The organism is Roseateles sp. T103, from assembly GCF_057219915.1.
In genome coordinates, this window is the sequence record NZ_JBXVVS010000007.1 from 37,985 (window position 1) to 52,861 (window position 14,877).

11 protein-coding genes are annotated in these 14,877 nt (G+C 69.7%); 7 read left to right on the top strand and 4 right to left on the bottom strand.

Annotated features, from left to right (window positions below; translation table 11 throughout):
• The first annotated feature begins 24 nt into the window (after positions 1–24).
• Both AC2EBS_RS17195 and AC2EBS_RS17200 read left to right on the top strand, forming a co-directional pair.
• Positions 25–801, top strand: a complete 777-nt coding sequence (locus tag AC2EBS_RS17195; RefSeq protein WP_484729678.1) for an SDR family oxidoreductase — start codon at positions 25–27, stop codon at positions 799–801.
• 196 nt (positions 802–997) lie between these two features.
• Complete coding sequence (locus AC2EBS_RS17200) at positions 998–3,367, top strand: carbohydrate binding family 9 domain-containing protein (RefSeq protein ID WP_484729679.1); 2,370 nt, start codon at positions 998–1,000, stop codon at positions 3,365–3,367.
• An 18-nt stretch (positions 3,368–3,385) separates the two neighbouring features.
• On the opposite strand, the gene AC2EBS_RS17205 is transcribed toward AC2EBS_RS17200, so the two are convergent.
• Together AC2EBS_RS17205 and AC2EBS_RS17210 are read right to left on the bottom strand one after the other, a co-directional pair.
• The gene (locus AC2EBS_RS17205) at positions 3,386–5,416 is read right to left on the bottom strand and encodes a putative bifunctional diguanylate cyclase/phosphodiesterase (RefSeq protein ID WP_484729680.1); all 2,031 of its coding nucleotides are present in this window, start codon (positions 5,414–5,416) and stop codon (positions 3,386–3,388) included.
• Positions 5,417–5,595: 179 nt separating this feature from the next.
• Entirely contained in the window at positions 5,596–6,045 is a 450-nt protein-coding gene (locus AC2EBS_RS17210; protein WP_484729681.1) for an RNA recognition motif domain-containing protein, read from the bottom strand.
• A 257-nt stretch (positions 6,046–6,302) separates the two neighbouring features.
• On the opposite strand from AC2EBS_RS17210, the gene AC2EBS_RS17215 reads away from it, so the two are divergent.
• From AC2EBS_RS17215 to AC2EBS_RS17225, 3 genes are read left to right on the top strand one after another with little or no spacing between them, the layout of a single operon-like run.
• Positions 6,303–7,079: a helical backbone metal receptor gene (locus tag AC2EBS_RS17215; RefSeq protein WP_484729682.1), complete on the top strand. Its 777-nt coding sequence runs from the start codon at positions 6,303–6,305 to the stop codon at positions 7,077–7,079.
• A 50-nt stretch (positions 7,080–7,129) separates the two neighbouring features.
• A complete protein-coding gene (locus tag AC2EBS_RS17220) occupies positions 7,130–7,771 on the top strand; it encodes a MarC family protein (RefSeq protein WP_484729683.1) in 642 nt (213 codons plus the stop codon).
• A gap of 47 nt (positions 7,772–7,818) precedes the next feature.
• Positions 7,819–9,462 carry a GMC family oxidoreductase gene (locus AC2EBS_RS17225; RefSeq protein ID WP_484729684.1) on the top strand — a complete coding sequence of 548 codons (1,644 nt, stop codon included), beginning with the start codon at positions 7,819–7,821 and terminating at the stop codon, positions 9,460–9,462.
• 3 nt (positions 9,463–9,465) lie between these two features.
• Here the strand turns inward: AC2EBS_RS17225 and AC2EBS_RS17230 are convergent, their stop codons facing one another.
• On the bottom strand, positions 9,466–10,851 hold the full coding sequence (locus AC2EBS_RS17230; RefSeq protein ID WP_484729685.1) for a leucyl aminopeptidase family protein: 1,386 nt from the start codon (positions 10,849–10,851) through the stop codon (positions 9,466–9,468).
• 134 nt (positions 10,852–10,985) lie between these two features.
• On the opposite strand from AC2EBS_RS17230, the gene AC2EBS_RS17235 reads away from it, so the two are divergent.
• Both AC2EBS_RS17235 and AC2EBS_RS17240 read left to right on the top strand, forming a co-directional pair.
• Positions 10,986–11,651, top strand: coding sequence for a hypothetical protein (locus AC2EBS_RS17235; protein WP_484729686.1), 666 nt, complete (start codon positions 10,986–10,988; stop codon positions 11,649–11,651).
• 121 nt (positions 11,652–11,772) lie between these two features.
• Positions 11,773–11,931 (top strand): hypothetical protein, encoded by a 159-nt coding sequence (locus tag AC2EBS_RS17240; protein WP_484729687.1) that lies wholly within the window; start codon positions 11,773–11,775, stop codon positions 11,929–11,931.
• 24 nt (positions 11,932–11,955) lie between these two features.
• Here AC2EBS_RS17240 and AC2EBS_RS17245 read toward each other — a convergent pair whose 3' ends face one another.
• A complete protein-coding gene (locus AC2EBS_RS17245; protein ID WP_484729688.1) occupies positions 11,956–14,850 on the bottom strand; it encodes a DEAD/DEAH box helicase in 2,895 nt (964 codons plus the stop codon).
• Positions 14,851–14,877: the final 27 nt, after the last annotated feature.

Here is a 14,877-nt window from a genome sequence, read left to right on the forward strand (position 1 = left end):
GGCCCGCCAAGCGCAAAGCCCATCATGCGCCTCGTCTACATCACCGGTGCGTCCAGCGGCATCGGCCAGGCGCTGGCCCAGCATTACTACCGCGCCGGCTGGCGCCTCGCGCTGCTGGCACGCCGGGGTGAAGCGCTGCAGGACTGGGCGCGTCAGCAAGGCATGGACCCGGCCCGTTATGCCATCTACCCGGTCGACGTGCGCGACCTCGATGCCACCGCCGCCGCAGGTGCCGCCTGCATCCAGGCCCAGGGGCTGCCGGATGTGGTGATCGCCAATGCCGGCATCAGCATCGGCATCGACAGCGCGATCCGCGAGGACCTTGCGGTGATGCGCCGCATCTACGAGACCAACAATCTGGGCCTGGCGGCGACCTTCCAGCCCTTCATCACGCCGATGCGCGAGCGCGGCAGCGGCACGCTGGTCGGCATCGCCAGCGTCGCCGGCATCCGCGGCCTGCCTGGCCACGCGGCCTACTGCTCCAGCAAGGCCGCGGTGATCAGTTACTGCGAGAGCCTGCGCGGCGAGTGCCGGCCCGATGGCGTCAAGGTCGTCACGCTGCTGCCCGGCTATGTGGACACGCCGCTGACGCGGCGCAACCGCTACGCGATGCCCTTCCTGATGACGCCGGAAGCCTTTGCCACACGCGCGGCGCGCGCCATCGCAGCCGGCACCAGCCAGCGCACCATCCCCTGGCAGATGGGCCTGGTCGGCGGCGTGCTGCGCCTGCTGCCCAACGCGCTGTTCGACCGCCTGCTCGTCGGCAGGCCGCGCAAGCATCGAGAGTCGGCGTCCGACTGATGCCACAGTCGGTCCGTGGGGGCTTGGGCCCGGACCGGCGGCCCGCATACACTTGCCGCCGCCGCGCCGGCCAGACGCCCGTGCGGCATCGAGGAGACAAGAGATGAAGGTTCTGCACCCCTGCTAGGGGCGCTCTCACCGCGCCACCTGCCGCCGCGTCCATGCCCGCCCCTGTGGCCTGGCGGACGCGCATGCCGTGAGCCAGACGCGCAATGCGTCGATCAGAACCTTCATCATGAACCCCTACAAGACCCTGCCGGCAGGTATCAGCCTGCTCCTGGCTTTGGCGGCCGCATCGGCCGCACCCGCAACTCCACCGGATGCCCGGCGCCCCGCTGCCGAGGAAGCGGCCCTGCGTGCCCTACATAGGCCCGACGCCGGACTGCGCATCGACGGTCGGCTCGATGAAGCCGCCTGGCGGGACGCGCCGCTGCAGGAGAATTTCGTGCAGCTCCAACCGCAGGACAAGCAGCCCGCGCGCTGGCGCACCACGGTGCAGGTGATCGCCGACGAGCAGGCGCTGGTCTTCGGCATCCGCGCCTACGATCCCGACGCCGCGCGCATCCGCGCGCCGCTGGTGCGCCGCGACCAGGTCAAGCGCGACCAGGATTTCGTCGCCGTTTTCCTCGATCCGATCGGACGCCGGCAGCATGCGCAGTTCGTGCGCGTCGGCGCCAACGGCGTCGTCGCCGACGGCAGCTACAGCGCGCATGACGACAGCGAGGATTTCTCGACCGACTTCGACGTGCAGGCCGCCGTGCAGCGCCTGCCTGATGGCTACAGCGTCGAGCTGCGCTGGCCGCTCGCGCAGCTGCGCTATCCGTATGTCGGTGGCGCCGCCTGGCGCGTGATGGTGGCGCGCAATGTGCCGCGCGAGGACAACGCGCTGTGGGTCAACGTGCCCTTGACGCAGGACTCGCTGCATCTGATCGCCGAGCTGCAGCCGCTGGCAGGCATCGACGGCCTGATCGATGCCGCGCGCCAGCGCAGCTTTCTGCAGCTGCGTCCGGAGCTGACGCTGCGCCGCGAGCGCGCCGATGGCCCCAGCAGCAGCGCCGCCGACCTGGGCCTGGCGCTGAAGTGGCGCCCGCGCGCCGACTGGGTGCTGGACGCGACGCTGCGCCCCGACTTCTCGCAGGTGGAGCTCGACGAGCCGCAGCTCGGCGGCAACACGCGCTATGCGCTGTTCATGCAGGAGAAGCGGTCGTTCTTCCTGGAAAGCCGCGATGTCACCGGCCAGGCGCTGGTGCCGCCCGGCGGGCCGCCGCGCGGTCTCGCCGGCTTCTATTCGCGCGCGATCACCGATCCGCTGTGGGGCCTGCGCGCCACCTGGCGCGGCGCCGACGCCGAGGCGACGATGCTCTCGCTGCACGACCGTGGCGGTGGGCAGGTGCTGCGCCCGGCGGCCTTCGCGACCCGTCAGCTCGAGCAGCCCGCCGGCTCGCAGGCGAGCTTCGTGCGCGCCCACCATCAGCTGGGCCATACGGGCCTGGCGCTGCTCGCCTCGCAGCGCGACTACGGCGAGGGCCGCTGGAATCGCATGCTGGGCAGCGACTTCAGCCGGCAGCTCGATGACGCGACCAGCCTGCGCGGACACCTGCTGCTTTCGAACACCAGCGCCGGCTTCGACGAGCACGGCCGGTTGCAGCGCCAGAGCCCCGAGCAAGGGCACTACCTCTGGCTGCAGGGCCGGCGCCGCGTCGAGGCCTGGAACCACGAGCTGCACCTGGAGGAGCTGAGCCCGCGCTTCGCCAACGACAACGGCTTCGTCAGCCAGAGCGGCATCCGTCGCCTGCACTGGCAGCTGCAGCGCCGCACCGGCGCGCTGGACTTCGCGGTGCCGGGCACCGAGCTGCGCTGGCAGCCGCACGACTTCAGCTGGGACCTGACGCTGCAGCGCACGCAGACCCTGGCCGACCCGGCGCGCGGCGTGCCCGCCGGTGAGGGCGTGGACACGCTGATCCAGCCGGGTTTCTTCTTCACCGGCAGCCGCCAGTTCGAGCTCTGGACCCACCTGGGGCTGGACCGGCAGCGCGCCCGCAGCGGCGGGCGGCTGCATGCGCCGCGCACGCTGACGCTGGGTTTCGCGATGAACCCGGCGCCCTGGTTCGGCTATCTGGAGACCGAGCTGGTCCACGGCCAGCGGCTCGATGTCGAGGCCGACCGCCTGGGCCGGGGCAGCGCGCTGAACGCCAAGGCGATGCTGCGCCTGCCGCTGCCGGCCGGCATGGGCCTGGAGTGGGACCAGCATCTGGCCTGGTCGACCATCGCCAAGCCCGATGGCTCGGCCGGACTGCGCGAATGGGCCAGCCAGTCCGCCGTCATCTGGCACTTCAGCGCGCACGACTCGCTGCGCGCCATCGTCCAGGCCGGTGGGCTGCGGCGCGCGGCCGAAGGCGTCTTGCCGGCGCAGGGCTCGCAGCAGCGTGCGCAATCGCTGCTCTACCAGCACCGTCAGGGTCTGGGGCGTCTGCTCAGCCTGGGCTGTTCGCGCTCGCGCGAGGAGCCGGCGCTCTCGCGCGGCTGGGAGTGCTTTGCCAAGTACAGCCAGGACTTCTGGTACTGAGCGCGGACGCCCGGTGGATCAGAGCGGCGCCGGCATCGTCGGCAGCTCGGCGCGGATGTCGGCCGCGCTGCGCGGCGGCGCCGGGCGCTGCGTGGTCGCATTCGCGTGCGTCAAGGCTTCAGCCGGCATGGGCCGACCGAGCAGGAAGCCCTGGAACTCGTCGCAACCATGCTTGCGCAGCACGCGCAGCTGCTGCTCGGTCTCGACGCCCTCGACATTGACGCGGATCTCCAGCGAGTGCGCCAGCGAGACGATGGAGCGCACGACCAGATTGGCCTTCACCTCGTCGGCAAGCGCCTGCGTGAAGGCGCGGTCGATCTTCAGCTTGTCGAAAGGGAAGCGCCACAGATAGGACAGGCTCGAGTAGCCAGTGCCGAAGTCGTCCATCGCAATGCGCACGCCCAACAGCGAGAGCAGATTCAGGGTCTGCACCGCATGCTCGGTGTCGTTCATCAGCAGGCGCTCGGTGATTTCCAGCTCCAGCCGCCACGGTTCCAGCCCTGTGTCGTCGAGCACGGCGCGCACCGCAGCCACCAGGTCGCCCTGGCTGAACTGAGCCGGAGAGAGATTGACCGCCACCGACAGGGTTTCCGGCCAGCGCATCGCCTCGCGGCAGGCCTGCTCCAGCACCCACTGACCCAGCGCTGCGATCAAGCCATGGTCTTCGGCCAGCGGCACGAACTCCGCCGGGCCTATCGGCCCGCGCTGCGGATGCTGCCAGCGCAGCAGGGTCTCGTAGCCGAGCAGCGTCCACCCGTCGCTGGCATAGAGCGGCTGGTAGTTCAGCGTCAGGCCGCCGTTGCCCCCCTCAAGCGCCTGACGCAGATCCACGGCCAGCGTACGCCGCTGCTGCAGCTGCTGGTCCAGCATGGCGTCGTAGAAGCCAAAGCCGCCGCCATGGCCGCCGGTCTTGACACGCTCCAGTGCCAGCTCGGACTTGTGCTGCAGGTCGTCCACATCGGTGGCGTCCAGCCCGTAGAGCGCCGCACCGATGCTGACGCTGCAGCGCAGCGTGCGCCCTTCCAGCTCAAACGGCGGCTGCAGCGCCGTGGCGACACGGTCTGCCAGGCGACGCACCGCCAGCGGACTGTCCACCTCGTGCTGCAGGATGGCGAACTCGTCGCCGCCCAGCCGCGCCACCAGGTCGCCGCTGCGCACCACCTCGCGCAGCCGTTCGCTGGTGCCACGCAGCAGCGCGTCGCCAGCCGCATGGCCCAGGCTGCTGTTGATGTCCCTGAAGTGGTCCAGGTCCAGGCTCAGCACCGCGAAGCCGCCTTGACCGGACTCGGCGCGCAGCCGCGCTGCGACCAGCGCCTCGTGAAAGCTGCTGCGGTTCAGTGCCCCACTGAGCGCATCATGCTCGGTGAGGTAGCGCATGCGCTCCGCATCCTCGCGCTGCCGGCGCTGGCGGATCAGCAGGCGCCAGGCACCCAGCAGACCCAGGGCGAGCAATGCGGCGACCAGCGCCAATGCGTTCTGCCAGGTCGCGCTGCGGATGTGCGCCTGCCGCGAGGTCTGGTCCACATAGACCTCGACCACGCCGAGCAACTTGCCGTCGGCCAGTACGGGCACGTAGGCTTCGCTATAGGCGGCCGGACGGTCCGCCTGGCCGGCGCCGCTCTTGAGCTCGATATGGCGCTGACCGGAAAGCACCAGGTCCTGCACCGCGCGGTTCGCCGCGCCCTGGTGTTCTGCCAGGCTGATGCCACGATGCACGACCTCGGCATCGCGGCGATCCAGATCGTCGCTGACCAGCAGCTGTATGCCGTCGCGGTTGAACAGCTTGAAGCGGAACACATCGCCGACGCGCCGCAACCGGCGCAGCTGGGTCAGCGTTTCGGCCTGCACCGGCTTGCCGGCCAGAAGAGCATCCAGGCCCGGCGTGGTATCGGCCAGGTAGTTGGCGTATTGCAGCGCGATGTGCTCGGCATCCGCGCGCAGCTGACGCTCGGCGCTGGACTTCATCACCAGCCCGACCAGCAGGCCCGCCAGCACAGCGGCCGCCAGCCAAGCCAGTGCCCAGAGCCATTCCTTGCGCTGTGCATCCATCGGCAGCCCATCTCCGTTGCAAGCGACCCGCCCCCGACTTGAGCGCAGGCCGCTGTGCGCGTCAAGTCAGGCAAGGGGGCCGGCGTCGCGACGGCGCGTCGCCCACCAATGCAAAAGGCGCCCGAAGGCGCCTTTGTTCACATCGTTGCGGCTGACCTTGGCGGCCTGCCGTGCAGCGATCAGTAGCCGCCAGAACGGCCGCCGCCGCCGTAGCCGCCGCCGCCCGAACGACCGCCGCCGCCGCCGTAGCCGCCGCCGCCCGAACGGCCACCGCCGCCGTAGCCGCCACCGCCACCGCCGTAGCCGCCGCCACCCGAGCGGCCACCGCCGCCGTAGCCGCCGCCACCCGAACGACCGCCGCCGAAGCCGCCCGGACGCTCTTCACGAGGACGTGCCTCGTTGACGACGATGGCACGGCCTTCCAGAGCCTGGCCGTTCATGCCGTTGATGGCGGCTTGCGCCTCGGCGTCCGAACCCATCTCGACAAAGCCGAAGCCCTTCGAGCGGCCGGTTTCGCGGTCCATCATGACCTTCGCAGAAGTCACCGTGCCGAACTGCGAGAACGCCTCTTGCAGAGACTCGTCACGCACGCTGTAGGCCAGATTGCCCACGTATAGCTTGTTTCCCATGGGGAAGCCCTTTCAATACCAATAAAACCATGTGGAGCTCCAACCCATCGTGAACCATTCAAGCGAAGGCGCGGCGTCCAGACACAGGTACACCGATTATGGGTGATGCGTCCAGCACGTCACGTCTGTGCAGCCCTCACTGTTGTTTTTCGGTGCCGAGAGGAAACCCGGTCAGGGCGTGCACCTAGCAGTGGCATCACGCGGCTCGGGGTGTGAGGCAGCCGCTAACATGCCCGGCCATCTCCCCGCCCGTGCCCATGATCGACGCCGCTCCGCGCATCGCCAGCCTCGTGCCCTCCCTGACCGAACTGCTGGTCGCTCTCGGCTTGAAGCCCTGGCTGGTGGCGCGCACCGGTTTCTGCATTCACCCGCGTGCCGAGTTGCTGGACGTGCCCAAGGTCGGAGGCACCAAGGACGTGGACCTGGCCACGCTGCGCCGGCTGGCACCCAGCCACGTGCTGGTCAATGTGGACGAGAACCGCCGCGACACGGTCGAGGCGCTGCGCGAGTTCGTGCCGCACATCCTGGTCACCCACCCGCTCGGGCCTGAGGACAATCTGGACCTGCTCGAACAGCTCGTCAGCAGCTTCGGCGATCTGCCCGGTGTGCGCGAGCGCGCGAGCACACTGGCCCTGGCCCTGCGCGACGAGCTGTCGGCCTGCGCCAGCCGGCCCTGGCCAGCGCAGCGCGTGCTCTACCTGATCTGGCGCGAGCCCTGGATGACGGTGGCGCGCGATACCTATATCGCGCGCATGCTGGCGCAGGTCGGCTGGCAGAGCCTGCCGGCAGTCGCCGGCGGCGCGACTGGTGTGGCACGTTACCCGGTGCTGGCAGGCGACGAGCCCTGGCTGGACCAGGTCGACCGCGTGCTGCTGAGTTCCGAGCCCTACCGCTTCACCGAGCGGCACTTCGCCGCCGCGCAGGCGCTATGCCCGCGGGCGCGAGTGCAGCTGGTCGATGGCGAGCTGATCAGCTGGTACGGCCCGCGCGCCGGCCAGGGTCTGGCCTATCTGCGCGAGCTCGCCAGCGCCTGACCCGGCTTCCCCGCTACCCAGCCCGGCACGCCTGAGGCACTATCTCGACAATGGATCTCTACAAGCCCCTGGTCGCACTGCTGGCCATCGTCAATCCGATCGGCGTCGTGCCCTTCTTCATCCACTTCACGCAGAGCTTCACCAGCGAGCAACGCCGCCGCACGATACGGGTGAGCGCTTTCACCGCCTTCGTCGTCATTGCCGTCAGCGCACTGGCCGGCCTGAAGGTGATCGAGTTCTTCGGCATCTCGCTGGCCAGCTTCCAGGTCGGCGGCGGTACGCTGCTGCTGATCAGCTCGCTGCAGATGCTCAATGCGCAGCCGGCCGAGGCGCGCAAGGAGGACGTCTCGGAGGGCGAGACCAAGGCCGACGCGGGAGCCAGCATCGCGGTGGTGCCCCTGACCATCCCGCTGCTCACCGGACCGGCAACGATCTCCACAATGGTGATCTACGCCGAGAAGACCCGCCACTGGTGGGAGCTGGGCGTGCTGGTTGGCTATGGCGTGGTCGTGGCCCTGGCGACCTTCGGCGTGTTCTCGATGGCAGGGCGCATTGCGCGCGCGCTGGGCCAGACCGGCATCAACATCATGACCCGGCTGATGGGCCTGATCCTGGCGGCACTGGCGGTCGAGCTGCTGGCGGACGGGCTGACCAAGCTGTTCCCGGTGCTCGCCTCGCACATCGCACGCTGAGGCCAACTGCCGCCCAAGACCGACACGAGACAAAGCCGTCCCCCTCCATGTTCGACTACATCATCGTCGGCGCCGGCACCGCCGGCTGCCTGCTCGCCAACCGACTGAGTTCCGATCCCGCCAAGCGCGTACTGCTGCTGGAGGCCGGCGGCAAGGACGACTACCACTGGATTCACATCCCAGTCGGCTATCTGCACTGCATCGGCAACCCGCGCACCGACTGGCTTTACCAGACCGAGGCCGATGCCGGGCTGAACGGTCGCAGCCTGCGCTATCCACGCGGCAAGGTCCTGGGCGGCTGTTCCAGCATCAACGGCATGATCTATATGCGCGGCCAGTCGCGCGACTACGAGGCCTGGGCCGATGCCACCGACGAGGACGCCTGGCGCTGGGAGCAGGTGCTGCCGCTGTTCAAGCAGCATGAGAACCACTGGCGCCTGGATGAAGGCGGCCAGGCCAACGAGGACTTCCGCGCGCTGCACGGCCATGGCGGCGAGTGGCGCGTCGAGCGCCAGCGCCTGTCCTGGCAGATCCTCGACGCCTTCGCCGAAGCAGCGCAGCAGGCCGGCATTCCCGCCACCGAGGACTTCAACCGCGGCACGAACGAGGGCGTCGGCTATTTCGAGGTCAATCAGCGCAAGGGCTGGCGCTGGAACACCGCCAAGGCCTTCCTGCGCCCGACCTGTTTCGGCCGGCCCAACTTCGAGCTCTGGACCGGCGCCCAGGTGCAGCGCCTGGTACTGACGCGCATCGACGGCCAGCTGCACTGCGGCGGCGCGATGGTGCAGACGCCACATGGCGCGCAACCCGCGCTGCTCAACCCGGGCGGCCAGGTGATCCTGGCCGCCGGTGCGATCGGCTCGCCGAAGATCCTGCAGCTCTCGGGGCTGGGTCCGGCAGCCTTGCTGCAGCAGCATGGCATCGCGGTGCAGGCCGACATGCCCGGTGTCGGCGCCAATCTGCAGGACCATCTGCAGATCCGCGCGGTCTTCAAGGTCAAGGGCACGCGCACGCTGAACACGCTGGCCAACAGCCTGATCGGCAAGGCCAGGATCGGCCTGCAATATGCGCTGACGCGCAGCGGCCCGATGAGCATGGCGCCCTCTCAATTGGGCGCCTTCACGCGCAGCAGCTCGGCCAAGCCCTGGCCCGATCTGGAGTACCACGTGCAGCCGCTATCGCTGGACGCCTTCGGCGAGCCGCTGCACGGCTTCGATGCCTTCACCGCCAGCGTCTGCAACCTGAACCCGACGAGCCGCGGCACGGTGCAGATCCGCTCGGCCGACCCCGGCATGGCGCCGGCCATCGCGCCGAACTACCTGAGCACCGACGAGGACCGCCAGATTGCCGCCGACAGCCTGCGGCTGACGCGGCGCATCGTCGCGCAGCCCGCACTGGCGCGCTACCAGCCCGAGGAATTCAGGCCCGGCCCGCAGTACCAGAGCGACGAGGAGCTCGCCCGCCTGGCCGGCGACATCGCGACGACCATCTTCCACCCGGTGGGCACCTGCAAGATGGGTCGCGACGAGGACCCGATGGCGGTGCTCGATCCGCAGCTGCGCGTGCGCGGCGTGGCCGGCTTGCGCGTGGTCGACGCCAGCGTGATGCCGACCATCACCAGCGGCAACACCAACTCGCCGACACTGATGATCGCCGAACGGGCGGCCGCCTGGATCCAGGCCGGCCGCTGAGTATCAGGCAGCAGCGAAGCGCTCTTCCAGATAGGCCAGCAGCGTGCGGATGGTCTGCGCCTCGCCGCCGATCGGGCGGCCAGGACGCGCCGTGTCGTTCCAGGCGAACAGGTCGATGTGCAGCCAGTCCTGGTTCTCGGGCACGAAGTACTCGAGGAACAGCGCCGCGTTGATCGCGCCGGCCAGCGCGCTCTTGCCCGTGTTGACGATGTCGCCGATCGTGCTCTCGATGCCGCTCTTGTAGGGTGCCCACAGCGGCATGTGCCACAGCGGGTCGTCCAGCTTCATGCCCAGATCGACCAGATCGCGCGCGGTGTCGTGATGCTTGCTGAACAACGCCGGCAGCTGTGCGCCCAGCGCCACGCGGGCCGCGCCGGTCAGCGTGGCCAGGTCGATGATCAGCTCGGGCTTGGATTCGCTGGCGTAGGCCAGCGCGTCGCTGAGCACCACGCGGCCTTCGGCGTCGGTATTGCCGATCTCGATGTGCAGACCCTTGCGGGTCTTGATCACGTCACCAGGGCGGTAGGCGTTGCCGGCGATCGCGTTTTCCACCGCCGGGATCAGCAGCTGCAGGCGCACCGGCAGCTTCAGCGCCATGATCAGCGTGGCCAGACCCAGCGCGTTGGCGGCGCCGCCCATGTCCTTCTTCATCTGGCGCATGCCGTCAGCGGGCTTGATGTCCAGGCCGCCGGTGTCGAAGCACACGCCCTTGCCGACGATGGCGATCAGCGGATCCTTGGCCTTGCCCCAGTTCAGCTCGATCAGGCGCGGCGCGCGCGTGCTGGCGCGGCCGACGGCGTGCACCGCCGGAAAGCCCTTCTTCAGCAGCGCGTCGCCGACGATTTGGCTGAACTTCGCGCCATGCTGCTTGGCCAGCAGCTGCGCGGCTTTGGCCAACTCCTCCGGGCCCATGTGCTCGGCCGGCGTGTTGACCAGGTCGCGGGTGGCTGCCATCGCAGTGGCCAGGGCGACGCCACGCTGTGCTGCCGGGCTGGTCGGCAGCTGCAAGCGCGCCGGTGCGCGCTTGCGCGGCTTGTAGAGGTCGAACTGGTAGCAGCCCAGCTCCCAGCTCAGCGCTGCGGCTTCCGCGTCCAGCGCCAGGCCGCCCTCGGCCAGGTGATAGTCGCTCTCGGGCAAGGCCTGCGGCAGCGCGGCCAGCGCGAAGGGGTGGCTGGCATGGGCGACGCCGGCGAAGACCTGGCCCAGCCGGCCGTCAGCGGCCGGAACGAGGGCAAAGCTGTCGGGCGCTGCGCTGAAGCCGGTGGCCTCCAGCCAGCGCAGGGTCGCCTCGGGCAGCTGGGCGGACAGGGTCTTGAAGGCAGCACGGTCGACCACGGTGATGGCGACGCTGCTGCCGGACGTGACGGACTTCTTGAGTTGCACGGACATGGCAGATGGGGGCGTTGATCAATCGGTCTGCACATTGTCGCCTGCGCTATAAAGAGTCGCTTCGGCCATCGCCACCGACCCCTGACATGCTCGTTCATCGTTCCCGCTCCCATCCCGCCCTGCTCGCGCTGAGCATGTCCAGCTTCTTGCTACTGTCGCCCGGCGCGCAGGCAGGCCGGCCCCTGGTCACCGAGGACGCTGGCGTGCTGACGGCTCGAGATTGCGAATGGGAGAGTGCCGCCCTGTCGACGCGCCAGTCCGGCGCGCCCCGAGCGACGGAATGGCTCACACAGCTGGGCTGCGGCATCGGCATGAACTCGCAGGCGGCGCTGGCGGCGGGACAGGTGCGGACAGGCGGCAGCAGCGAGCAGAACCTGGCGCTGCTGGGCAAGACCGGTTTGGTCACCGCCGAGCAGGGGGGAACGGCGCTGACGCTGGCCTGGGGCCTGGTCGCTCATCGAGCGCCGAACGTCGGTCTGCGGCACGACCTGAGCTTCCTGAATCTGGTCGCCAGCGCCGAGCTGGGTGCCGGGTTCACCGGCCATGCCAATGCCGGGCTCACGCACAGCCGCACCGCCCACCAAAGCAGCAGAACCTGGAACCTGGCGCTCGAGTGGGCGCAAGGCGGCGGGCTGGACTGGATGGGCGAGGTCTATGGCACCGAGCGCAGCAAGCCCTGGCTGGGCCTGGGTGTGCGCTGGTCGCCCAGCACGAGCTGGAGCTTCAATGCCTCGGTGGCCCGGCAGCGCGAAACCCCGCGCCTGAACCTGCTGAGTCTGGGCTTCAAGCTGAGCTTCTGAGCCCGGGCGCGGGCGCGTCGAAAAATCCTTGTCGCGGCTGTCAACCGGCTCCGCACAGCCGGCGTTGAGAGCTCAAAACGTCGCCGGAAGTGAGCGACGAAAGACCGACAAGGGTTCAACCATGAAGTCTCAGCAGCATACCGAAACCCAGCCGCGCCGCATGCCGGTGCCGGAACTGCAAGTCGACAAGGGCCGCAAGCATGAGGCCTTCGAGAATGCTCCGGTGGGTGGTGACCGTCGCAGTCTCGCCCGCGCAATGCGCTTCGACCGCAAGCGCTGACAAGTACTTCTATGAAAGCCGGTACTAACTTGCGGAACCATCGGTGACCGCAAGTGGTGCCAGCAGCAGCTCCAGATCCTCGGGGCTGAACTTGACGGCATCGGCCGCATCGCTGCCCACCATCGCCTCGGCCAAGCGCTCCTTGCGCGACTGCAGTTCCAGCATCCGCTCCTCGATGCTGCCGGCCACCACCAGCTGATAGACGAATACCGGCCGGTCCTGGCCGATGCGATGTGCCCGCGCCTGCGCCTGGGCCATCACCGCCGGATTCCACCAGGGATCCACCTGGATCACCGTGTCGGCCGCGGTCAGGTTCAGGCCCACGCCCCCCGCCTTCAGACTGACCAGCAATAGCGGCATCTCCTGCCTCTGAAAGCGCTGCACCAGACTGGCGCGCGCCGCCGCCGGCGTGTCGCCGGTCAAGCTGTCGAAGGGCAGCCCAAGACCGCGCAGCCGCTCTGCGATGAGGTCGAGCATGCGGGTGAACTGCGAGAAGACCAGCACCCGCCGCCCCTCGTCCAGCAACTCCGGCAGCATCTGCGCCAGCAGCTCCAGCTTGGCCCGCTCCATGCCGGGCACCAGCTCGACGCCGGGCAGCAACAGCGGATCGCAGCAGACCTGGCGCAGCTTCAGCAGGGCGTCCAGCACGCTGATCTGCGCACCAGCGAAACCCTGGCGGGCCAGCGCGCGACGCACCAGATGGTCGGCCGCCACCCGCACGCTCTCGTAGAGCTCCTTCTGCCGGCCTTCCAGCACGACTCGTCGCGTCACCACCGTCAGCGGCGGCAGTTCGCGGGCCACCTCGTCCTTGCGCCGGCGCAGCACGAAGGGCCGGATCCGCCGCGCCAGCGCCTCGGCATGCATGCTGCTGGCTGACTCTTCGATCGGCTTGCGCCAGCGCCGCGCAAAGCTGCGCGCACCCCCCAGCAAACCGGGCATCAGCCAGTCGAACAGCGCCCAGAGCTCGCCCAGATGGTTCTCCAGCGGCGTGCCGGTGAGGCACAGGCGATGCCGGGCATCGAGCCGGCGCAACGCACGCGCCGCGCGGCTGCCGGCGTTCTTGACCGTCTGCGCCTCGTCGGCGATGAGCAGATGCCAGGACTGGCGCTCCAGCTTGGCCTGGTCGCGCCAGAGCAGCGGATAGCTGGTCAGCACCAGGTCGTAGTGCGCCAGCGCATCGAAGTGCGGGTGACGCGCCGGCCCATGCAGCACCAGCACGCGCAAGGCCGGCGTGATGCGCCGCGCCTCGTCCGCCCAGTTGAACAGCAGCGAGGTCGGCAGCACCGCCAGGGCTGGGCGATCCAGGCGACCGGCCTGCTTCTCCAGCAGCAGATGCGCCAGCGTCTGTGCGGTCTTGCCCAGGCCCATATCGTCGGCCAGGATGCCGGCCAGCCCCTGGGCGCGCAGATGCTGCAGCCAGGCCAGGCCGGCCAGCTGATAGGGCCGCAACTGCAGCCCCAGGCCTGTCGGCGGCTCGACCGCCGGCGGCGCTCCGGCAGCACGCAAGCGCTCCGCAATGCGCCGCAGACCGGCGTCGCCGCTGCACTGCCAGCCCGCGGCCTCGTGCAGACCGTCCAGCCGCAGGGCATCCCAGTCGCTCAGCACCAGCGGACTGGCCGCGCCGCGCTCCCGCAGCAGGTCGACCATCGCGCCGACGATGGGCTTGAGCAGCGCCGCCGCCACCTCGATGCGCCGCCCACCCGGGGCACGCAGACCGATCAGGGCCCCGCCGTCGATGGCGGCGATCTCCCGCGCATCGAGCCAGCGCGCATCGCGCCTGAGCAGTTCGGCGATCATCGGCGCCAGATCCACAAGCTCGCCGTCGACCTCGACGCCCAGACTGGCCAGCCAGTGGCCTTCGCGCCGCGGTAGGGACAGCGGCTGGATGTCCAGTCGCAAGCTCTCGGCCTGGACGGGCCGGTGCGCGAAGCCGGGCAGCACCTCGATCTGCCAACCCTGCGCGCCGAGCTGCGGCACCTGCTCCAGCCAGAAGGCGCCGAAGTCCTCCTCGCGCAGCAGGGTCCACGCCTCGCCGATCTGCCCAGCCGCGGCCGGGTCACGCCATTGCAGGGCCGAAGACTCCATCGGCAGCAGGCCACTGGACCACAGCCTGTCCAGGGCGTCGATCTCGGCGGCCAGATCGCGCCGCAGGCTGCGTCCGTCTTCCAGCCGCTGCATCACCGCGGGCCGGCTGTTGAGCAGCGAACGTGGCGCCGGCGTCTGCCAAGCCGGTCCCTCGGCAAGCCGGTAGGTCCAGTCCACCAGTGCCAGGCTGACCGTGCCGCCACGCGGGCCGAAACGACCGTGCGGCGCCATGCCCAGCAGGCCCTCGCCTCGGCCCAGACTAAGCAGGCGCAGGCGCGGACGGAACTGCGCGGCACAGCTCGCGGCGCCGTCGACGGCCGACGCAGCGGCATCCTTTGCGGGCAGGCTTGGCACCGGCTGCGCGATCTCTTTTTCCTCGTCGGGCTGTCGCTGCAGCATGTCCAGCAACCGGGCGGCATCGGCGTCAGCCAGGCTGGGCAGGGCCTGCAGCTCGGCGCGCGAGGCGCGGCGGCGCAGGGCCTGAGCCCAGTGCTGCAGGTTCTGCTCGCGCTGCGGCGCGTCGGCCTCGGCCTGCAGCTTCAGCAGCACCGCTGCGGCATGCTCGCAGAGATGGCGGGTGCGGCAGCTGCACAGCATGCGGTAGCGAGGCGCGCCCCCGCTGTCGCGATCCGCCTGCACCGCCAGCTCGTGGCGCTCACTGCCGTCGGCACCGAGCACGCTGGCGCTGACCCCCAGCTCCCGCAGGTGCAGCTCGGCGATCGCCGCCTGCAGCTGGCGACCGCGCTGCAGGCGCGGTCGCGAGAAGAGCGCCTGCAGCGCCAGCGCGTCGGGTGGCCAGATGCGCATTCGGCCCAGGTCTGCGTCATCGCTCATGGCGGCATTGTCGGTGCGCTCGCGAAG